Origin of the sequence: Stenotrophomonas sp. 704A1, assembly GCF_030549525.1 — a bacterium.
In the GTDB taxonomy this organism is placed as follows: domain Bacteria; phylum Pseudomonadota; class Gammaproteobacteria; order Xanthomonadales; family Xanthomonadaceae; genus Stenotrophomonas; species Stenotrophomonas tuberculopleuritidis.
In genome coordinates, this window is the sequence record NZ_CP130831.1 from 4376123 (window position 1) to 4397855 (window position 21733).

Here is a 21733-nt window from a genome sequence, read left to right on the forward strand (position 1 = left end):
GTCTTCTGTGCTGCCTGATCCGTCAGCAGCATGCCTGCCGATCGATGAGTACTCTGCCGCCGCCGCTGTCCCCCACCGCCAACGCGCCGGACCCGCGGCCGTCACCCGCCACGCGTGGCGAGGCGCCCCTGGGTGAAACCCGCATGCGCGAGATCGCGGTACGGATCTCGCAGTATTTCCGCGATTTCCTCGGATCGGATTTCAAGCGCGCGCAGGCACCGCGTCGCCGCATCGTACTGACCAGCGATTCCGGCTTCCGTGCCGGCATGCGCACCGCGCCGTACCCGGCCCTGGACCGGGACCTGTGGAAGCTGATCAGCCGACCCTCGGGCGAGGAGCTTTCCTTCACCATCGGGCCGCGCAGCTATACCCGGCCGATCAGCGCGACGCTGCGCCGGATTGTCGAAGAGCAGGTCAACGCCATCAACGAGACCGCCATCGCCACGGTGCGCGTGGCCGTGCTGGACAAGGCGCGCGCCAGCATGGCCGGCGCACTGGAAGATCCCGAAGCCTGGGTGGAATCGGTGCAGGGCGCCCTGGTCGATGCGATGTGCGTGCAGGTGGTGCGGCCACTGATCGCGCATCTGGCCGGCCCGCTGCAGGGACAGGCGTACTGGGTGATGGATTCGCTGCACGCGGCCGAATCGGACCTGGTCAGCCGCGCCGTTGTCGATCTGCACCAGACGCTGCCGGAGGTGCTGGCCCGCCTGCTGGCCACGGGCGACGAGCTGCCGCTGCAGCAGGCCTGCGAGCACCAGCTGACCCGCGACGGCACGATCAGCGCGTTGATCGCCTTCTTCGAGAACTTCGTGGCGGCCGATGCCTTCCACGAGTTCCGGGATCTGGAAACCTATGTCGCCACCGGCGATGGCCTGCAGCTCTATCTGTACGTGGGCGCGCTCAAGTACGCGGGCGTGCAGTACCCGGTGTTCTACCTGCCCTTGGACGTGGTGCGGACCAAGGACGGTTCCGGTTACACCCTCACCCTGACCAACCGCCTGTTCGCCAACCGCCGCGCCATCGACTTCGTGCTGCAGGAACTGGCGACCGGCATGGCCCGCGAATGGGTGTCGCCGATCCAGGAACGCATCCAGTACATCGACCCGGCACAGAGCCTGTTCGAGGTGGCGGCGTCGCTGTTCCGGCAGGTCGCCAATGCGGTCGATCTGGGTGGCGAGGTCTCGCTGTCCTCGTCGGCCAGCGAGGCCTCGACCGCCACCGTTGCGCTGTCGCCGGCCCTGCACCTGGCTGCATTCGAGCGGGCCGACGAGGCGCTGCTGAATGATTTCGAGGAGATCATCGACCAGGCCCGCAATGGTGGGTCGAAGCTGGTGGATCTGTTCCACGGCATGGTGGAGGGCGTGCTGATGCGCAACCCCGAGCCGATCGGCCAGCAGGTGGAGTCCGCCTGGGATGCGCTGCCGCTGGTCGACCGCATGGTGTTCGATTCGCCCATTCCGTTGAACGAGGAACAGCGCAGGATCCTGCTGGCCGTGCGCGAGCCGCAGGGCCGCATCGTGGTGGTGGAAGGCCCGCCGGGTACCGGCAAGTCGCACACCATCACCGCCATCGCGGCCGACTGCGCGTTCAACAAGAAGAGCTGCCTGGTGCTGTCGGACAAGACCGAAGCGCTGGATGTGGTGTACGACAAGCTGTCCGATGCGATGAGCCGGGTCCGCCACGACCGTGATTTCCCCAACCCGATCCTGCGGCTGGGCCAGCAGGCGGCCAACTTCAAGCGCCTGACCTCCACCGGCACGGTCAGCCAGATTTCGGCCTTCGCCAAGGCCATGAAGGCCAACCAGCCCGCGCTTGAACGCGAGCGCCAGGACACCGCGAGCATGCTCAGGCAGGCCATCGACGGTACCGTGCAGACGCTGGGACGGGTGTCGCTTGCCGCAGTGAAGGCCATGCATGAGCAGGAAGCAGAGCTGGGCGAGCGCGCGCCGGCGGTGCTGCAGCAGGTGCATGCGGTGATGGACGCCGAGGTGCTGCCCGAACTGGAGGCGGTGACCGCGCAGGCCGACGTGCTGCAGGCCTACCTGGCCCATCTGTTCGGCAGCACCGACTACACCCCGGCCACGCTGGAACAGCGGATCCGCCGCGATGCGGTGGTGACCGCCTTCCTGGCCGAGCGTGCGGTGGCCGACTGGGCACTGTTCGAATCGCTGGATGCCGATCAGCTGCGGCTGCTGGGCAGCCTGCTGCTGCAATACCAGCAGCTGAAAATGCCGGTGCTGGGCTATCTGCTGCGCGGCAGCGCGGTGCGTGCACTGGAACTGCAGCTCAACCAGCTGAAGACCACCCGGCCGCTGCTGCTCCGGCAGGATGCGGCACGCCTGCACGGCATCGTGCAGGACGCCAACGCACTGCGCATGAAGCTGCAGGCCGAGGACCTGGGCGCCGAACTGGCCGCGAGCTACCGGCAGATCGCGCATGCGGCCGCGCCGGGCCCCGGCGCTGCGGTCGCGCAGCAGGCCATGGCCCTGCTGACCCGGCTCAACCCGGCCATCGTGCACGCCCTGCTGGCCGAGCCGAAGGACGATCCCACGCTGTGGGCGCTGACCCTGCGCTTCCTGCACGGTTGGATGGCCACGCGCAGGGCCTTCGTGGAGGCACCGCAGTACGACTACGTGGGCACCAAGAGCAAGCTGGAACGCCTCAACACCTCGGTGATGAACGCGCACGTGGATGCGCGCCTGATCAGCTTCATGGACCACCACCGTGCCGATGCACGCGCCCTGGCCGGCGTGATCGCCAATCGGCAGAAGTTCCCGGTGGACAAGTTCGAGAGCGTGCGCGAGTCGTTCCCGGTGATGATCGCCAGCATCCGCGAGTTCGGCGAGTACATGCCGCTGGCACCGGACCTGTTCGACGTGCTGGTGATCGACGAAGGCTCGCAGGTGTCGGTGGCGCAGGCACTGCCGGCGCTGCTGCGTGCGCGCAAGGTGGTGGTGCTGGGCGACTCCAAGCAGTTCTCCAACGTGAAGGCGGCCAATGCCAGCATCGCGTTGAACGACAAGTACCGGTCGGACCTGGTGAACTACTTCCGCAGCAACGTCAGCCAGCAGGCCGACGTGCTGGAGCGGCTGGCCATGTTCGATGTGAAGCGCTCGGTGCTGGAGTTCTGCTCGCTGTCGGCGTCCTACTCGGTGATGCTGCGCAAGCACTTCCGCAGTTATGCCGAGCTGATCGGCTTCTCGTCATCCACCTTCTACAACCACCAGCTGCAGGCGCTGAAGATCCGCAGCCGGCCGCTGCAGGAGGTGATCCGTTTCAGCCAGGTCGATGCCAGCGCGCACCGCACCAGTCGCAGCACCAACGATGCCGAGGCAGCGTTCATCGTCGAACGGCTGGTCGAGCTGCTCGACAGCGATGCCCCGCCGACCGTTGGCATCATCACGCCCTTCCGCGAACAGCAGACGCTGCTGTCCAGGGCGCTGTTCAACCACGCGCGCGGGCGCGAGTTCGAAGAGCGCCTGCGCCTGAAGGTGATGACCGTCGATTCCTGCCAGGGTGAGGAACGCGGCCTGATCTTCTATTCCATGGTCGCCACTGCGGGACAGGATGCATTGAACTACATCTTCCCGGTCAGCCTGAGTGGCGCGGTCGACGCGGTGGAAGACAAGCTGAAGGTGCAGCGGCTCAATGTCGGCTTCTCCCGCGCGCAGGAGGCGATCTGGATCGTGCATTCGATGCCTGTGGAGGCCTTCCGCGGTGCGATCGGCCAGGCGCTGCGTTACTACGCCCGCCAGCTGGACCGCCCTGCGCCGGATGCCGCGCAGACCGATGCCCGCAGCCCGATGGAGACCAAGGTGCTGCATTGGCTGCAGCAGACGCCGTTCGTGCAGGCCCACGGCGATGCGGTGGAGATCATTCCGCAGTTCCCGGTGGGCGACTACCTGCGCCAGCTGGACCCGACCTACCAGCACCCGGCGTGGCGCGTGGATTTCCTGGTGACCGTGCAGACCGTGCGCGGCGCGCTGCAGATCGTCATCGAGTACGACGGCTTCGAGTTCCATTTCCGCCGCGACAAAGCGGTGCACGTGGGCAATCACGAGCGCTATCTGGTGGAGGCCGACGTCGAGCGCCAGCTGACGCTGGAAAGCTACGGCTATCGCTTCCTGCGCATCAACCGCTTCAACCTGGGCAGTGATCCGGTGCAGACGCTGTCCGACCGGCTGTATCGCCTGATTGAAGTGGCCGGCACGGAGATCCGTTCGGCCGCGGTCGATCAGGTGATCGAGCAGGTGCAGGGGCTGGAGTCGAAGGAAAAGAAGGTCTGCAGCCGCTGCGGGCAGATCCGCGACCAGGACGCATTCTTCGACCCGGACCTGCGCGGCGGTGCCGGCGGCAGTGGCCGCATCTGCATGCCCTGCAAGAGCGGCTAGGCCGTATTGCGGGCGGCCCGGTCGCGGAGTGCCACTGCCGCCAGCCGCCGGCTGACCAGTCCGTACAGCGCTTCCAGTTCGGCGGCGCGTTCGGCGGTCATGTTCGCGCCGAACAGAACCCGCGACAGCGCCTCCGGATGCGTATCGGCGGGGAAGCGCACGCGGTCGCGATACACCTTCTGCAGCACCAGCCAGGCCGGCCGCAGCCCGCCCCCGGGCAGCGGGCCGACCACGCGGTCATAGATCTGCCAGAACTGGTATTCGGCTTTGAGGTCGACCGCCGGTGCCGCGAACGGAACCGGACGCGAACGTCCGTTGGCGCGCCGGCGCAGCAGTGGAAGCGGGATCGACTGGGGGGACGGTTGGGCCATGGGGACAGCATGCCCCGGCAACATTGTGGGAACCTTGCGTTGATGCGCGGATATCGCTGCGGATTGTGCAAAGTGCGGCGGAAGGGCCTCGCGTTGTGGATGCCGGCCTGGGTTGGTGGCGTGCGTCGGCGCCGGAGGGATTCCGCCGGGCATGGCCCGGCGCTACCGGAGCTGGCGGCCGCGCGTGCGATGCGGCGGTGGGGGTCTGCTCAGAAGGCCATCGAGGTGCTGAACATCAGCTGCCGTGGAGCGCTGCGCTGCAGGGTCTGGTAGTCCCCCGAGAACGATGAGCCGGCGATGGTGGCGGTGCCGATGTTGTTGCGGTTGAACAGGTTGCTCACGTCCAGCCGCAGCTCCAGCCCGGGCAGCACGCTGTGCTCGCCCAGCCTGTAGGCCGCATAGGTGTTGACCTGCCAGAACGTCGGCACGCGGATGTCATTTTCATAGGTGAAGGGCTGGCGCAGGTAGGAGGTGCTGGTGGCACCGAAGCGCCAGTCACCGACGTGCGCCGATAGATCGCTGACCAGCGAGAGCTGCGGGTAGCCCGGCTGTGCATTGCCCTTGATCGGGTACACGGTATCGCCCACCACGAAATCACTGTCGTAGTACGAACGGGCAACGGCGATGCCCTGGTAGAACTGCAGGTGTTCGGTCAGGTCGGCGGTGATGCCGAGGTCGGCACCAATGACATGCATCTTCGGCATCAGGCGCACGGTGTTGATCTGCGCGAACTGGGTGCCGATCGCCGCCGACAGCAGGCGGTTGCGGATATCGTTGTAGAACACATCGGCGGTGACCGTCAGCCCGTCGAAGCGGTGGCTGGCACCGACGGTCAGGTTCCAGTTCTTCTCCGGACGCAGCGTGCCGGCCACACGGTCGAATTCTTCCTGGTCGGTGATGGTCCAGGCCGAGGCGGTGTAGCCGATGTTGCCGCGCTGGGCCACGCGATAGCCGTTCATGGTATTGGCCAGGTCGATGAAGGCATCGGTCTTTTCGGTCGGGCTCCAGAACAGCGAGACATGCGGCAGGAAGTTGCTCCTGGCACGCAGCATGCCGTTCACCGGCCGGTCCGGCGCATCGCCGATGCCACCGCCGCGGGTGCTGAAGTCCACGGCCTTGAAGCCCACGCCCAGCGTGAGCGTGTCGGCCAACGCGATATCGTCATGCAGGTAGAACTGGCGCGAGCGCGTCACCCAGCTCGACTGATTGTCGGTCTGGAATGCGGGCCCGTACACATCGAACGGGCCGATGGCCTTCAGCGGCCTGCCTTCGCCCAGCAGCGGCTGCTGGTACCACTCGGTCTTTGCCGCGGCTTTGCTTTTCTCCTGCCAGAAGCCCGCCGTGAACGTGTGCACACCGGCCTCGAACTGCAGATTGAACATGCCACCCAGCCGGTTGAGATGCGGCGTCTGTACCTGCTCGGAGAACGGTGGGCCGTTGGGTGACGGCACGGTCGGGTCGGTCAGGGTGGCCTGGGTGTGGCTGTTGGCGTTGTACAGCTGCACGTTGCCGCTGAGTGCGGGCGTGATCTGGAAGCGGTGGTTGATCGAGGCGACGCGGTCGCGGGTCACCTGGCCGGTGTCGTAGGGGATCAGCTCGGACAGCTCACCGCAGGTGTAGGCGCCGCAGGATCTGTCGGCGTTTTCCGGCGAGGCCACGTAGTACGCCCACGCATAGTCCGGATAGAAGCTGTCGGCCTTCCAGCCCAGCGTGCGGATCATATCGAAGGAGATGTTGTTGTAACCCCACACCGCCGCCTTGCTGTCGGACACGAACACGGTGAAGTCACCCCAGGCCACCTCCTGCTGCGCCTTCAGATCGCCGCGCAGGAAGTGCTGGGTGCCGCCGCCCTGGTACTTGTCGGCCGAGACGCGCTGCAGATCGACCAGCAGCTTCGGGCCGTGTTCGCCCAGCTGGCCGCTCTGGCCGGAGACGGTGGTAACCAGCGTGTTGTTGCTGCCCACGCCCTGCCTGATGCGCAGGCTGGGGCTGTCCTGCAGCTCGGCCAGACGGTATTCCAGGCTGCCGCCGTTGACGCTGCTGGAGAACACGCTGACCGGTGCGCCACCCGGGCTGACGGTGATCGAGCCGATACCATCGGGCACGCCGACATTGACCACGCTGGTGCCGGTAAGCGAGAGGAAACCGCTGTCGTTCAACGGCACGCCTTCAAAGGTGACGCCCATTTCATTCATGCGGAAGCCGCGCACGAACAGGCTGGTGGCGGAGATGTCCAGGCCGAGGCCATCGGTGGCGGTGTAGCTGGCACCGGGTACCTGCTTGAGCATGGCCAGGCCATTGTTGCCGGTCACCATTGCGTCCAGGTCGGTGGCGTTGATGCGGTAGCGGTTCGGGCCGACCACCTGGGTGGGGGCAACGGCCGCGCCGCGTGGGGTGGCGATGACCTGCAGCGCGTTCAGGGTGGTGGGCGCATCGTGCGCGCCATCGCTGGACGCGGCGGCGTGCAGCGGGATGACGAGGGCGACGCCGATCGCCAACGCAAGGAGGGTCGTGGCTGGGGTGTTCATGGACAGATCCGGTTTGCGGGGGAAACGTGGCGCAGGCTCACGCCCAGCGCGGCGCTGCAGCGGGCTGCGCTGCGCTGGCTGGAGATGCGATTGCGGAGGCGTGCTGGCGGCGCGCGGTGTGCGCCTGTCAGCGGCAGATGCAACAGGTCATCTGCGGGGGCGTGCGATGGCGTTGATTTCGACGTGCGGCATTCTTGCAGCTGTCTGCATGGGCCGCCATTGCGCCTTGGGAAAGCGTCGCTGTCCGCAGGGATGGCCTGGCTATCCCCGGGTATAGCCGGGTGATGCACCGGTGGCCCCCGCACCCGATCCTCACAGCGATGGATCGTGCAGCGCGGGGGCCCCGCAGGCCGTTACAGGCCCCAACCGAAATTGAACGTACCGTCCGGATGGGCCACCACCCGGATCAGGCCGTTGGAATCGGTGGTCAGGACATTGCGCGTGTTGGTCACGTTGGTCCATCCGCCGTTGTCGCCACAGTGGAAGGTATGGCCGGGACTGTTCGCTCCCACGTAACCCCAGTAAGCGGCCACCGCCGCGCAGCGGGGATGGTGGAACCGGGTCCCGGCACTGAACAGCACCAGCTCCGGCTGCGTGGCGGCAGCCCAGGTCGCACTGTTGCTGCCGTGACTTTCGCTGCCATGGTGCGGGCCGGTCAGCACGCTGCTTCGCAGGGTACCGAGCCCGGCCGGTACATGCAGTTGCGCTTCGGTGGCCGCGGTCATGTCGCCGGTGAAGGTAGTCTGGAAGCCGCCATAGCGCATGGCCACCACCATGCTGCCTTCGTTGGCGCCGGTGCCGGTGTTCACCCCGAGGATGTAGCTGGCCACCTCGTTGTGCACCCCGCCATGCCCATCCGATGCCCAGCAGCCGAGCGCGGCCTCGGGCGTGGTGGAGGCGTAGAAGCCGGGATAGGCGATGACATTCATGCCTGCATGCACCTGCTGCTGATGGACCCAGTTGCGGAAATCCGCGTTGTAGCTGGACAGCTGGCGGGAGATGTACAGGTTGCGCACCGGCAGGTCGTCCAGCACGCGCGGCAGGTAACGGTAATGATCGACATGCGGGTGGCTGACCGTCACCGCGATCTCGGTGGCGGCGTTCACCAGGCCATGCACATAGGTGCGGGCGTCATCCGCACTCCAGTTCTGGCTGCCGGCACCACCGGAGCCGCAGTCCATGATGATCAGCTTGTTACCGGCCGGGCACTGGGCGATCTGGCAGTTGCCCGCGCCGATGGGCAGGGTGTGGATCACCAGTCTTCCCGGGTCGATGGCACTGACCGCCATCGTCTGCTCCGAGGTGGATGCAGGCGGTGGTGACAACGGCGGTGGAGAGTGTGAGGGTGGCCCCGGCAGCGTGCTGCAGGCATTCAAGAGCAGGATCGCAGACAGAACCAGCCCGCGACCGACAATGTCGATCCGTATCATGTGCTTGCCCCTTGTGTGGTTGTGACAGGTGGCTACCTGTCAACAGGGCTTGACGCATGATCCGTGCCAACCGTTGCCGGCACCGCTGCCGCGCGCTAGCGCGTCAGCAGGCCCAGCTGCTGCACGTGCCGACGCAGCGACTCGCGCGGAGTGCGCAGCTGCGATGCCCACACAGCCGGGTCGGCAGGCGCACTGCGTACCACGGCGTCGATTTCATCAAACGGGATGGCTTCGACGCGGCGGATCTTCGGCGAGGCATACAACAGTGCATAGAACGATGCCCGTGAAAGCGAAAGATGCTCGGCGGCCTTGCGCACGCACCATTGATGCGTCTCCAGCGCAGCCAGCAGCTCCGATTCGCTTACCGTCGCGGGCGTGCGATAGCGCATCGCAGCGCCCACATCGCGCTGCGCGGTGACGACGTCCGGCACGGCGGCAGGTTCGGCCACCGGCGCCAGCAGATCGACCATGTCCAGCGCTTCTCCCGCCTGCGCCGCCAGCAGCAGGCGCCGCAGCAGGTGCTGCAGTTGGCGCACGTTGCCGGGCCAGTCGTGCAGGCACAGTGCCTGGATGACCGAGACCGGAAGCTCGGGCGAGGCTGTGTCGTCGCCGCCCAGGCGTGACAGCCCCTGCGCGATCAGCACGCCGATGTCCTCGCGCCGCTCGCGCAGCGGGGCCATCACGATCACGTAGGCCTCCAGCCGGCGCAACAGGGGCTGGTTGAAGCCTGCCGAAGACAGGTCCCTGTCGGTGGCGGCGATCAGCCGCACATCCGCACGTTCTGTGCGTGCGCTGCCCAGCGGCCGGTATTCGCCGGTCTCCAGTGCGCGCAGCAGCATCGGCTGCACCTGCGCCGGCGTGTCACCGATTTCGTCCAGGAACAGGGTGCCCGCATGCGCTTCGGCAAACAAACCTTTGCGTGCGCCCACGGCGCCCGTGTAGGCACCCTTGCACGCACCGAACAGATCGGCAGCCGCCAGCGATTCGCCCAGCGTGGCCATGTTCACGCTGACCAGTGCCTGCCCAGCGCGGGCGCTGGCGGCATGGATCGCCCGCGCGACCAGCTCCTTGCCGGTGCCGGTCTCGCCCAGGATCAACACGGGCAGGTCGGTGCTGGCCACCTGCGCGATGGCCGAACGCACGCGGGCCATCGCCTGACCGACACCGGCCAGCGCGCTGTCGCGCTGCGGCGATGGCACCAGCCCGACGTGCCCCAGGCAGAGCAGCACGCTGCTGCCGAGGCGCAGCACCACACCGTTGGCCAGGCGCTGCTCACTCAGCACCACGTCCGTAGCGGCATCGGGGGGCACCACGTTGCCATCCACCTCGAAATGCATGCCGCTGGCACCGCGCTGCAAGGTGATGCTGCCATCGCGGTTGCGGCGCAACCCTATCGGCGTACGCGAGATGCTCTGGTGATCGAGCGCCTGCCCCACGTCACTGCCCGCACGCTGGAAATCGGGTTCGTTGCGGTGCACCTCGCAACGGTCGCCGTCGAACATCAGCACGGCCTGTTCGCCGATGCGCTGGCGCTGCGGATGCCACAGCACGGTAAGGCCCAGCAGCTTCCGTGGCTGCGCTGCCAGTACATCGGCAGGTGTGTCCACCGTGGCTTCCCGATCCTTCCTGTTCGACCGCATGTCCCCGCCCCCGTTCGTCCAAGTTGCGGATCGTAACCGAGGTCTGCCGGTGCGACTGCGGGGAGGATCGCAGTTTCCGACATGTCGGACGTGTCGGCCGACATGACCGACAGGCCCCAAGCAGGCATATTCCCGCTGAAACCCACGATCCGGGTGGGCTGAAAAGTTGGCACGGAAATTGATCAGGGAATCCCCGAGGCGCAGACGCACCTCACTTCACTCACCCAAGGAAAAGGAATCAGCTCATGTCGAATATCGTACTGGTCAACAACACCGCCGAAGTCGTTCGTCTGGCCATCTTCCAGAAGCCGGTGAACAACCCGACCCTGGCCACCATCGCCTGGCAGATCGCAGCGCCGCCGCCGGGCGGCAGCTCCATCGTCGAAGTGCCCGACGACTTCAGCCTGCACGCGCGCTACTCCAACGACCCGAGCCGTCCGGAGCACCTGGACACGTCGGCCAAGCCGGTGGCCTTCGCCGAAACCTCGGCCGCCTTCACCATCGACAGCGTGATGTCGCAGGATCGGCGCGCGAACGGGGCAGTCATCAACCAGTCGTTCAACGATCTGGTGCTGAACGAAGTGCGCGTGAAGAACAACTACAGCATCGGCGTGGAAGCGTCGATCCTGCGTGGCCAGGATGCGATCTATGAGCCGCAGATCATCTGGCCGGGCGGTCTGTTCATGGAGGACGTGCGCGCCAGTCTGTACGTGGCGGTGGTTTCGCAGTTCACCTACAAGGGCCAGCGCCTGGTGCAGGAGGAGATCAGCATCACCCAGACCGAAGTTCTGGAAGGGGATGTGCTGACGGTCACCGGCTCGAAGTGGAAGGGATACGCCCTGAGCAAGGCCTGACCCCCGCACGGGACGGAGTGCGCTCCGTCCCGTTTTTCCGATGCAGTCCGCTTTCGTGAGCCTGCCGACATGTCCAACTGTTCTTTCTGCAAGCCGCCTGTCCTTCCCCCGCAGATGTGGATGCCACACGACGGTGCCAGCATCTGCGTCTACTGGGACCGCACCGGGCCCGGAACCTTCACCATTGCACTGCAGTTGATCGACCGTTCGCTGATCGCAGCGGGTGACAGCGGCATCATCCTGCGCACGACGCTGTCCAGCGCCGTCCGGGTGCAGCTTCCGTTCTCGCTGCGCGACGGCCACACCGGCTCCCTGCTGCTCAGCGGCCGGTTCGAGCTGCGCACCGATGCCCACGGCAGCGTCCAGCTGTGGCTGCTGGATGCGCGGTACCCGGGCGGTTTCACCGCCGCAGCACAGATCTCCGGGGCGGAGACATGAGCGCTGTCCGGCAGGCGCAGCCCTTTGACGATGCCGACCGCTATCAGCGCTGGCACGTGGAGATCGGCTGGCGGCTGGGCCAGGACGGGTCCACCTGCACGGTCCGGGTGTCCTGGCTGGGCCAGTTGATCGCCACCCAGCAGTTGGATGTGACCTGCACCGAGCTGCCGTTCAGCGCCAGGAGTCCGCACGATCGGGACCTGCACATGGCCGGCCGGCTGGCGTTCAATCCGGCAACGGGGTCGCTGCTGCTGGCGCTGCTGCAATGTCCCGACGGCACGGTGCATGACGTCATGCTGGTGCCACCCACCCCTTGCCCGCCGCCGCCGGCCCCGGTGGAGGGTGACGATGAGAGCAGCGGACAGCTCCTGATCGAGGAGATCGGCGATCTGTTTCCGTTCATCCACCTGCGCGACTGGCCCGCGCTGCCGGCACGGGCGGCGTTCGATCGCTTCATGTTCTACGCCGACGCGTCCCCCGACGTGGACGTCACCCGGCTGTACCAGGTGCTGGCGGCAATCGACCGCACCGGCGCCGGCGCCCGCCAGGCGATGCTGGAGCAGGCCCTGGCGTTCGTGCAGGACCAGCCACCCTACCAGGGGCAATGGGCGGCCGATCCGGCCTGCCTCGGGCCGGACTTCGTTGCCCTCGCCACGTTCTCGAAGGCGGCGCTCGAACTGGATCCGCCGACCGTTGAGGGCTTGCACGCACTGGCCTGCGACCAGTGGCACGCCCCTTGGCTGGAGATCGTGGAACGGCTTGCGTCGCCCGGTTTCCACGACACCGTCGATCGTGCCTGGCAGAACGTCTTCGCGCTCTGCTGCATTGCCGGCTACGCGCTGACCACGCTGCAACAGCTCATCGCCTGCCTGCGCGCCGCGCAGCTGCTGCAGCACCTGGCCCTGCTCGGCGACGCGCCGCACGACGCAGCATGGACGCCGCAGCGCCTGCGGGCTGCGTTGCAGGCCACGCTGGTGCTGCCGGCACCGGTGTTCCCGCTGCCGGCCGCCGGCGCCGTGCCGCCGGGCCAGCAGGACAGCTGCGCGCTGCTGCCCTATGCCATCGGCGAACTGTGCCAGGTCAAGCGCCGGCTGCTTGGCTATACGCTGGGGGCGATCAGCCACATTGAGAACGTGATGGCCGATGAGAAGAAGGTGCGTGCGCAGCATGATCTTCTGACCACCAGATCGGAACACCTTGCCCGCGAGCAGCAGGACGACGCGCAGGACACCGTGCAGGAAGGGAGCCGCCTGACCCTGGACGCGCAGGTGAATGCGGCCGTGCGCGAGCACTTCCAGATCGACTACGTGACACAGTACGGCCCACCTACCGAGGGCAAGCAGACGGGCTCGTACACGATGTCGCCGGTAGGCGATGCGCCGGTGCGGGAGCGCCAGGGCCAGCATCGCGAACTGGCCCGCAACATCACCCAGCGCGGTGCCCAGCGGCTTTCCAGCCAACTGACCGAGCAGCGCCTGGAGCGCCGCCACCATTCGCGTCGCAGTGAGGCGTCACAGTGCTTCAACCGGCGCGGGCGTGAGCGCAACCAGCGCGGCATCTACCGTTGGCTTGATGCGCGCTTCGAGTGCTGGATCGAGCGCGTCGGCCGCCGTCTGATGCTGGAGTACTTCGTGCCGGCACCGGCCAAGCGCTTCATCACCGCGCATCGGCAACAGCTGGGCATCGACCTGGCAGAGCCGCTGGCGCCTGCACAGCTGGGGCTGCACAACGCGCAGGACATCTCGCTGGACCCAACCAGCGAGTGCTACTACGTCAGCCTGTGCGCCCGCTATGGGGTAGAGCTGAAGGAGGAACCGCCGGCAGCCACCGCCTACGCCTGTGCAACCCTTGATGCTGGTGCGGCCCTGACCTGCCAGCGCATCGCGTTGCCGGAAGGCTATGCCGCAGCAACCGCGACCCTGTCACGTGCCGCGCACCCGGCCAGCCTGCGTGTCGATGGCTACGTCGGCGCGGCCAGCTTCGCGCTGATGGAATCACCCAGCACCGTCAGCGTCACCCTGGCCGGGCAGACCGGGTGGCTTCCTGTATCCATCGCAGCGCCGGTGGATACCGCGACTGCAGAAGCCAGCTACGGCATCAACATCGAGGTTGGGCTGACCTGCATGGACGCCCATCTTTCGGCATGGAAAGCCCGCCTGTACGGGCGCCTGCAGCTCGGCTACCGGCAGTGCCGCGCCGATTACCTGCAGGCCGCCGGCGTCGCGCCGGGCGCCCGCGTGGATCCGCAGTCGCAACAGCGCGCCATCCGCCAGGAGCTCACGCGCGCCGGCCGGTCCATCCTGCTGCAGTGGGCCGACCGCAACACCGGCGAGTACGCAGAAGGTGGGCGCCTGGCGCCGTCCCTGCAGCTGTGGATGGCCAGCGCGCTTGAGTGGTCGCAGATGAGTTACACCCTCATCGATGATCCGGAGGCCGTGCTGTCCATGGACGCAACGCCGGCGCCTTTCACGTCTTTCCTGCAGGCTCGCTGCGCGCGGGTACTGCTGCCGGTGTCGGCCGAGCACGAACGTGCTGTCCTGTACTTCCTGGCCTCGGGCATGCTGTGGAGCGGGCACGATGCGATGGCGCCGGTGTTCGAGAGCACGCTGGGCAGCATCGATCCGCGCCTTCCGTCCACGCAGCGCTATCTGGATCTGGTCGCTGCCCTGGAATCAGTGAATGCGTCGCCGGAGTCGCCACCGCCAGGCGAAGCATGGTCGCTGACGCTGCCCACCGACCTGAGCGTGCTGCAGGATGGCGATGCACTGCCTGCATTCGTGGGGATGCCATGATCGGCGCGGTTCCCATTGGGGGAGTGTGCCTCTACATGGGCGATGTGGCCTACGTGTCATCGACGCCCAATCCTGCCTGGCCCGACCCTGCCGAGGGCGCCGTTGTACCCGCTCCGCCCGGTGACGAGCAGCAGGGTACGCTGCTGGAAGTGCTGGGCTGGATGGCCTGCGATGGCCGTCAACTGGAGCGCGGACGATATCCCGATCTGCATGCCGTGCTCGGCAACCGCTACGGCGGAGACCCCGCTCAAGGGGTCTTCCGCCTGCCCGATCTGCGCGGGCTGTTCGTGCGTGGCGTCGACCATGGCGCCGGGGTGGATCCGGATACCGCCGAGCGCAGGCATGCCAGTGATGACGGCCACTATGCAGGCGTCGGGTCGATCCAGCACGATGCGCTGCAGGTGCATCAGCACACCTACGACACGCCCGGGCAGAAGGCGCTGGCCGGCGACAAGGGGCTGGCGTGCGACCCGCCCCTGAACAGCGCGTCGACCTCCGACCCGGTCTCGGCACGGACCAGCAGCCACGAGACCCGCGCCCGCAACATGGCCGTGTACTACATCATCCGCGTTGCGTGAGTGGATTGCCGGTCTGGGTGGGCGGCTCGGTACCCGACCCCACCTCGGCTTCCGGATCGAAGGAGAACACCCGGATCTCGCTCACCTTCTGATTGCCGACATAGCGGTCGATCAGCACGGTGATGATCAGTGACAGCTTCCAGCGCCCGTCCGTTTCCACCACCTGCAGCGGTGCCAGCGAGGTCTGCACGGCCAGCTTCACCTTGCGCTCGTGGCAGTGGTGGATCTCGGCGGCGGACCACTGCCCGACCGGCATGGTGGCGCGCACCTTGGAGAACGGCGACGGCGCGCAGAACACGCCCCCGGAGGTATGCGGCACCGTGTACAGCATCGCATCGATCACGTTGATGGTGACCAGCGAATCCTCAGCGCCGTATGCGGTCACCTGCACGGTGACCGCATCATCCTGGCGCAGGTGCACCGCTCCGGCGTAGCGGCCGATCGCCGCGAACAGATCGCGGTTGCTCTTGACCTCTGCGGCCCGCCACACCAGATCGGAACTGATCTGCTCGATATCGAAACTCACCCGGATGATTGCAGCATCCGCTTCCACGTCAATGGCGCTCACTGAACTTCCTCTGTAATGATCTGGTGATAGCGCCGGTCCCGGCGCAGAGCCAGAAGGTCCGGCTCGCTGGCGATCATATTCGGCGGATAGCCTTGGGCGATAGCGCGTTGCAGGTGCTGCAGCGCCTGGCTGCGATCACCCGACAGTTCGGCCACGATGGCCGCGCGGAAGCGGATATCGGCGCTGTCGGCACCCTTGCCCAGCACCTCGGCCATGCGCTGCCGGGCCAGCGGCAGCTGGCCGGCGCGTGCGGCATAAAGCGCGCTGCGACTGCCCAGGGTAGGGCTGCCCGGACTGCGCTGCAGCAGCGCGCTGGTCATCTGCAGCGCGCGCGTGTGCGCGGCATGTGCCTGCGCCTCGCGGCCGGGCAACCAGCGCAGCGCATCCCCCAGATTGGCCCACTTCAAATAATCGTTGGGGCTGCCGCTGGCCTGCGAGATCGCCCGCTCGAACGCGTTGGCGGCCTCCACATAGTCACCGCGCGCGAACAGCACCGTGCCCAGGTTTCCGTACAGGCGGCCGTTGCTGCCATGGCGCAGGCCCTGCTGCAGCACCTGCAGCGCCGCTTCACTGCGCTCGGCCCTCAGCAGCACGCCGCTGAGGCTGACATAGGCCTGCACGCCGTCGGGCTTGAGCGCGATGCTCCTGCGCAGTGCGCGCTCGGCACCGGCCAGGTCGTTCTGCTGGTAGAGCAGCCCACCCAGCGTGTCATGGAACCAGCGCTCGGCGGGGTGGCGACGGATCGCTTCATCCAGCACGGTGCGTGCTTCCGCACCACGGTTCCAGCCGGCATAGAGGCGCGCCAGCCCCAGCAGCGCGTAGCGGCTGCCAGGATCCAGCGCCAGCGCGCGCCGGTAGTGCTGTTCGGCATCGGTCCTGTTGCCGAGATATTCCTCGACCCAGCCGCGCGAGGCCTGCACGACGGCCAGCTGCGGCTCCTGCTGCTCGGCCAGCGCCGCAGCCTGGCGCGCACGGTCAAGCCACACCTCGTCACGTTCGTCACCGGCGTAGCGCAGGCAGTAGACGATGGCCAGCACCGAGGCCGCCGTCGCATCGCCGCTGTGGCGGGACAGCGCGCCTTCCAGCACGGTCGTAGCCTGTGCCAGCGTACCGGATGCATCGAAGTCGGCGAGCAGGCGCTCGGCCTCGGCAACCGGGTCGGCCCGCTGTGCCTCGGACCGCGTACCGGCGGGTACCGCATCGGCAACACCCGCCCGGTCCTGGCCGATGGACACCACCAGCGCGAGCACCGCCACCCGTGCCGCCACGCGCCAGCGACGCGCACAGGCCGAGCTGGCCTGCCGGCTGTCGGCCTGCAGTCCGCGCAGGCAGTCGTGCACCTGGCGCATGCTCGACGGACGGTCCTGCGCGCGGTGGCGTGTCATCCGCTCGATCAACGCAGCCAGTACCGGATCGAATCCCGCCGGCAGCCGCCGCCCGCGGCGATCACCAAACAGGCGTTGATGCAGCAGCGGCCAGGGCGCAGGGTCCTCGTCGGTGGCCGCACCGCGCAGCGCCTCGAACAGCACCAGGCCCAATGAATAGATATCGGCTGCCGCGCTGGCGCGCGCGCCCAGCAGGCGCTCGGGGGCCAGATAGCGCAGCGTTCCCCCGCCCTCTTCGGTGGGACTGGCCTGCATCGTCTGCTGTGGATCGAGAGCGCCGCCGGCACCGAAATCGAGGATGCGCAGCGAGCCGTCGTCAGCCAGCATCAGGTTGGAGGGCTTGAGGTCGCCATGCGCCCAGCCCAGCCCATGCGACACCGCCAGCGCGGCGGCCGCTTCGGCCCCCAGCTCGATCACCGGTGCCTGCGCGATCCGGCCGTGCAGCGCCAGGATCTGAGCAAGCGTACTGCCGCGGATGCGCTCCATCACGATCGCCAGCTCGCCGCGGTGCTCCTCCAGTGCATGCACCGCCACGAACGCCCGATGGCGCTGCGCTGCCAGTTGCTGTGCCTCCCTGCGAAGTTCGGCGTTGCCGTGCGCGCCTGCCGTGGCGAACTTGATGGCCACGTCGCGTGCGAGGCGCTCGTCCCATGCCGCGTGAACCCGGCCAAAGCCGCCCTCGCCCAACACCGCACCGATGCGATAGTGGGAAAAATGCCGCCGCTGCGGTCTGTCCTGCGTTTCCATCAGTGCCCCCTGCCCGATCACGGAAAGGCACTGAGAATCAGCCATCCCCGGAAGCCGTGCGACTCACGCCGTCACGAACGCGGAGGACAGACACCGGACGCCAGCGGCTGCACCGGTTTGAATCGTGGAAAATGAACAGCGCAGGCACATTCGAGGATTCGCGCTCAGCGCAGCACGTGGGTCTCGATCGCCTTGGCCACGCCCTCATCGGCATTGGTGGCGGTTTCAAAGCGCGCTACCGCCTTCACCGCGTCGATGGCGTTGCCCATTGCTACGCTGGTTCCGGCGTACTGCAGCATGGTCAGGTCGTTTTCCTGGTCGCCGATGGCCATCACGTTGGCGCGGTCGATGCCCAGGTGCTCGGCCAGCTTCTGCAGGCTGGGCCCCTTGCCGGCGCGGTGGTCGAACACTTCCAGGAAGAACGGCGCACTCTTGAGCACCGCGAAGCGCTCGGTGAGAGCCGCGGGCAGGCGCGCGATGGCCGCATCCAGCACGTCGGGCGCGTCGATCATCATCAGCTTGATGAAGGACATGCCCGGATCCATGTCGGCCACGCGGCGATACGACAGTGGCATGCGCGAAAGGTGCGAATCGGCCACGGTGTAGATGCTGATGTCCTGGTTGGGCGTATACATGCGCTCGCTGTCGAGCGCCTGGAAATGCACGCCGAGTTCGCGCGCCACCTGCTCGCAGTACAGGAAATCGTCGAAGCTGAGCGGATAGGCGACCACCGTCTCGCGCGTGCCGATGCGCTGCACCAGGCCACCGTTGCAGGCGATGCAGTAGTCATCATCGCCCTCGATGCCCAGCTCATGCAGGAACGGCGCCAGGCCCGGCACCGGTCGGCCGCTGGTCAGCACGATATGCACGCCGAGTGCGCGTGCCTGGGCGATGGCCTGCTTCACGCGCGCGGTGAGGGCGTGCGCGGGGTCCAGCAGGGTGCCATCCATATCGATGGCGACCAGTTCGATGGTCGATTGCCTGCGACCCATGTCCATCTTGTTCAACCTGCATGCGGGCCGACCATTTTAGGACAGCCCCCGGCCTCATGCCCGGTTCACCTCTGACCGGCAGGCTCCGGGGATACTCGGTGGGCCTGTGCGTCCCCCACCGCAGGACGGCCCCTGACCGCCCTACCCTGGACATCTGCCCGACGCATGACCTACAACGCCCCCGAGACCTCCGACGCCGCGCCGCTTGCCCAGCAGATTGAAGACCTGATCGACGGCCTGCCCGGCGAGCAGATCCGCGTTGGCACCCTGCTGCAGGCGCTGGGCGATGAAGGCCTGATGCTGGTGGTGATCCTGCTGTCGGCGATCTTCCTGATCCCGGTATCGATCCCCGGGCTGAGCACGGTGTTCGGTGCCTCCATCCTGCTGATCGGCCTGAGCCGCGTACGCGGCCGGCCGCTGTGGGTGCCGCAGCGCCTGGCCGGCAGGGAAATCGCCACCGACACGTTGAAGGCCAACCTGGGCCGTGCGCTGAAGTGGGTGCACCGCATGGAGCGGCTGTCGCGGCCGATGCGGCTGGCCGCGATGGTGCGCTCGAAGAAGATGATGCGGCTGAACAACCTGGCGCTGGTGTTCGCCACGATCCTGCTGATGCTGCCGGCCGGGCCGATTCCCTTCAGCAACACGCTGCCGGCACTGGCGCTGATGTCCTTCGCCATCGGCTTCATCCAGCGCGATGGCGCTGCGGTGGCGGCCGGCTACGGCTTCGTGGTGGCCTCGCTGGTGTACTTCGGCGTGCTGCTGGGGGGCGTGGGGTTTGCGGCCGATTCGGTGTTCAGTGGATTCCGCGCGGCGCCTTCGGAAATGTAGCGGCGAGCCTACGGTCGGCTGCTTCCGGCCTTTCTGTAGAGTCGAGCCATGCTCGACTGCTCCTGGCAGAAGCAGTCGAGCATGGCCCGACTCTACAAAGGCCGGATCCATTAGCCGTCGAGCGTGGCTCGACTCTGCAGAACTACTTGGCTGACACCCGCCACACCACGTCGCCCACATCGTCGGCCACCAGCAGCGCCCCCTCCGCATCGATCGCCATGCCGACCGGCGCGCCCATCAGCGTCTTCTCATCCTTGGACGCAAACCCGCTCACTACCGCTTCCGGCCGCCCCGCCGGCTTGCCGTCCTTGAACGGCACGTACACCACCTCGTAACCGCTCAGCGGCGAGCGGTCCCAGCTGCCGTGCTCGCCGATGAAGGCGCCGCCGTGGTACTTCGCCGGCAGTGCCTGGCCGGTGTAGAACAGCAGGCCCAGCGGTGCCACGTGCGAGCCGATGGCGAAGTCGGGGCGGATGGCCTTGGCCACCAGGTCCGGCCGCTGCGGCTGCACGCGCTCATCCACGTGCTGGCCGTAGTAGCTGTAGGGCCAGCCATAGAAGCCGTCTTCCTGCACCGAGGTGAGGTAATCCGGCACCAGGTCGGCGCCGATCTCGTCGCGCTCGTTCACCACCGCCCACAGCGTGCCGGTGCTCGGCTCCCAGTCCAGGCCGGTGGGGTTACGCAGGCCTGAAGCGTAGATGCGGCTGCCGCGGGTGGCCACGTCCACTTCCAGCACCACCGCGCGCCGGTACTCGACCGCCAGCCCGTTCTCGGTGATGTTGCTGTTGGAGCCCACCCCCACGTACAGCTTGCTGCCATCGCGGCTGGCCAGCAGTTCCTTGGTCCAGTGGTGGTTGATGGTGCTGGGCAGGTCGGTGAACTCGCTGCCCTTGTCGGACATGCGGGTTTCGCCCGGCACGTAGTGATACTTCATGATGTTGCCGGTGTTGGCCACGTACAGCGTGTCACCGATCAGCTGGATGCCGAACGGCGAATGCAGACCTTCGATGTAGACATGCTGGGTCCAGGTCGTGGTGCCGGGCGTGCGCCGCAGCAGGGTGACCCGGTTGCCGCCCTTGCCGGCCTTGCCCGAACGCGCCTTCACCTTGCCGGCGATCCATTGCTTGGGCGTGGTGACCGGCTCCTCGCCGGGCCCATTGCCTTCCACCACCAGCACGTCACCGTTGGGCAGGGTGAGCAGACGGCGCGGATGCTGCAGGTTGGCCGCGATGCGTTCGATCTTCAGGCCCTCGGCCACTGACGGCGCTTGGCCCTCGGCCCAGCCCACGCCACGCGGCACCTGCATCGGCGGCATCAGGAAGTTCTTGGGTGCCGGCAACGGCGGCTGCGCGCCGGACTGGTCGGTCGGATGGTATTCGGCCTTGCCGGCGCAGGCCGACAGCATCACGGCCAGCGCCAGGGCGCCCACGGTGGGCAGGATGTACTTAGCCATGACGACCTCCCTGCAGCACCGGCGGCTGCAGCGAAAGCAGGATGAAGCCCAGCGCGATCAGCAGCACGGTCAGCGCCGAGAGAACGGTGCCGGGCACGGCAACGGCATAGGCGTCGCGGCTGTGCACGAACGCATTCCAGACGGCCAGCACGATGGCGACCAGGTTGAGCAGGAAGTCGACGCGGTCGGTACCGGTGGCGGTACCGTTGCGGCGCCATACCGCGAACAGGTTGATCAGGCGCGGGATGATGGCGATCAGCAGGCCGAAGGTGATCAGCCATGCCGCCGACTTGCCCCACATCACCTCGGCGGTGTTGAGATAGAGGATGTCGAAGATGAGGCCGGCCACGAAGAAGCCGAACGGTATCGGATTCAACAGGCTGAAGAGCGTGGTGCCGAGGCCGCGATGGGCCTGGGCGACGGGGTTGACCATGGTCGTGCTCCGGGACGGGAAGGGGTGCACGGGCTGTAGTAGCACAAGGGGTCGGGAGGGGGTGCGATGACGCCCTGCTGCCATTGCCTGGGCCATTGCGCGCACGCCACGCTGCGCCGGATCCTCTTCGCGTACCTCATGGAATGGAACGGCAGCAGGGTCTCGCAGCCGAATGCGTGTTCCATGCGGGTGCGGACCAGAGCGCCGGCCGCGTACGCGGAGGTGGCCCGGTGAGCGGTGCGGGTGGATCGTGCCAGCCAAGGTGGCCCCCCCGATGCCCAGGCCTGCGCGGCGCAGTCGTGATT

The 21733-nt window shown here is 67.2% G+C and carries 15 protein-coding genes; 6 read left to right on the forward strand and 9 right to left on the reverse strand.

Annotated elements, in window-relative coordinates; translation table 11 throughout:
• The first annotated feature begins 44 nt into the window (after positions 1-44).
• Entirely contained in the window at positions 45-4391 is a 4347-nt protein-coding gene (locus Q5Z10_RS20010) for an AAA domain-containing protein (protein ID WP_303637083.1), read from the forward strand.
• Here the strand turns inward: Q5Z10_RS20010 and Q5Z10_RS20015 are convergent.
• The 4 genes from Q5Z10_RS20015 to Q5Z10_RS20030 all read right to left on the reverse strand — a co-directional run bounded on the left by Q5Z10_RS20015 (position 4388) and on the right by Q5Z10_RS20030 (position 10327).
• On the reverse strand, positions 4388-4762 hold the full coding sequence (locus Q5Z10_RS20015) for a hypothetical protein (protein ID WP_345783973.1): 375 nt from the start codon (positions 4760-4762) through the stop codon (positions 4388-4390). The two genes, Q5Z10_RS20010 and Q5Z10_RS20015, sit on opposite strands and share 4 nt — an antisense overlap.
• Positions 4763-4971: 209 nt before the next feature.
• Entirely contained in the window at positions 4972-7290 is a 2319-nt protein-coding gene (locus tag Q5Z10_RS20020) for a TonB-dependent receptor (RefSeq protein WP_303637085.1), read from the reverse strand.
• 353 nt (positions 7291-7643) lie between these two features.
• A complete protein-coding gene (locus Q5Z10_RS20025; protein WP_303637086.1) occupies positions 7644-8579 on the reverse strand; it encodes a ComEC/Rec2 family competence protein in 936 nt (311 codons plus the stop codon).
• 236 nt (positions 8580-8815) lie between these two features.
• On the reverse strand, positions 8816-10327 hold the full coding sequence (locus Q5Z10_RS20030) for a sigma 54-interacting transcriptional regulator (RefSeq protein ID WP_303637087.1): 1512 nt from the start codon (positions 10325-10327) through the stop codon (positions 8816-8818).
• A gap of 278 nt (positions 10328-10605) precedes the next feature.
• Here Q5Z10_RS20030 and Q5Z10_RS20035 point away from each other — a divergent pair, with 278 nt between their 5' ends.
• The 4 genes from Q5Z10_RS20035 to Q5Z10_RS20050 all read left to right on the forward strand — a co-directional run bounded on the left by Q5Z10_RS20035 (position 10606) and on the right by Q5Z10_RS20050 (position 15022).
• The gene (locus Q5Z10_RS20035) at positions 10606-11214 is read left to right on the forward strand and encodes a hypothetical protein (RefSeq protein ID WP_303637088.1); all 609 of its coding nucleotides are present in this window, start codon (positions 10606-10608) and stop codon (positions 11212-11214) included.
• Positions 11215-11334: 120 nt separating this feature from the next.
• The gene (locus tag Q5Z10_RS20040) at positions 11335-11652 is read left to right on the forward strand and encodes a hypothetical protein (RefSeq protein WP_303637089.1); all 318 of its coding nucleotides are present in this window, start codon (positions 11335-11337) and stop codon (positions 11650-11652) included.
• The gene (locus Q5Z10_RS20045) at positions 11649-14444 is read left to right on the forward strand and encodes a hypothetical protein (protein ID WP_303637090.1); all 2796 of its coding nucleotides are present in this window, start codon (positions 11649-11651) and stop codon (positions 14442-14444) included. Before Q5Z10_RS20040 ends, Q5Z10_RS20045 begins: the two co-directional genes overlap by 4 nt.
• 35 nt (positions 14445-14479) lie before the next feature.
• Positions 14480-15022 (forward strand): phage tail protein, encoded by a 543-nt coding sequence (locus Q5Z10_RS20050; protein ID WP_303637091.1) that lies wholly within the window; start codon positions 14480-14482, stop codon positions 15020-15022.
• Here Q5Z10_RS20050 and Q5Z10_RS20055 read toward each other — a convergent pair.
• From Q5Z10_RS20055 to yidA, 3 genes are all read right to left on the reverse strand, one after another.
• Complete coding sequence (locus tag Q5Z10_RS20055) at positions 15006-15590, reverse strand: hypothetical protein (protein WP_303637092.1); 585 nt, start codon at positions 15588-15590, stop codon at positions 15006-15008. The two genes, Q5Z10_RS20050 and Q5Z10_RS20055, sit on opposite strands and share 17 nt — an antisense overlap.
• Positions 15587-17722 (reverse strand): serine/threonine-protein kinase, encoded by a 2136-nt coding sequence (locus tag Q5Z10_RS20060; protein WP_303637093.1) that lies wholly within the window; start codon positions 17720-17722, stop codon positions 15587-15589. Before Q5Z10_RS20060 ends, Q5Z10_RS20055 begins: the two co-directional genes overlap by 4 nt.
• Before the next feature lie 164 nt (positions 17723-17886).
• Complete coding sequence (gene yidA / locus Q5Z10_RS20065; protein WP_303637094.1) at positions 17887-18720, reverse strand: sugar-phosphatase; 834 nt, start codon at positions 18718-18720, stop codon at positions 17887-17889.
• A gap of 159 nt (positions 18721-18879) precedes the next feature.
• Here yidA and Q5Z10_RS20070 point away from each other — a divergent pair, with 159 nt between their 5' ends.
• On the forward strand, positions 18880-19542 hold the full coding sequence (locus Q5Z10_RS20070; protein WP_303637095.1) for an exopolysaccharide biosynthesis protein: 663 nt from the start codon (positions 18880-18882) through the stop codon (positions 19540-19542).
• Positions 19543-19684: 142 nt separating this feature from the next.
• Here the strand turns inward: Q5Z10_RS20070 and Q5Z10_RS20075 are convergent, their stop codons facing one another.
• On the reverse strand, positions 19685-20995 hold the full coding sequence (locus Q5Z10_RS20075; protein ID WP_303637096.1) for a PQQ-dependent sugar dehydrogenase: 1311 nt from the start codon (positions 20993-20995) through the stop codon (positions 19685-19687).
• Positions 20988-21428, reverse strand: coding sequence for a DUF2231 domain-containing protein (locus tag Q5Z10_RS20080; RefSeq protein ID WP_303637097.1), 441 nt, complete (start codon positions 21426-21428; stop codon positions 20988-20990). The genes Q5Z10_RS20075 and Q5Z10_RS20080 overlap by 8 nt, the downstream gene beginning before the upstream one ends.
• Positions 21429-21733: the final 305 nt, after the last annotated feature.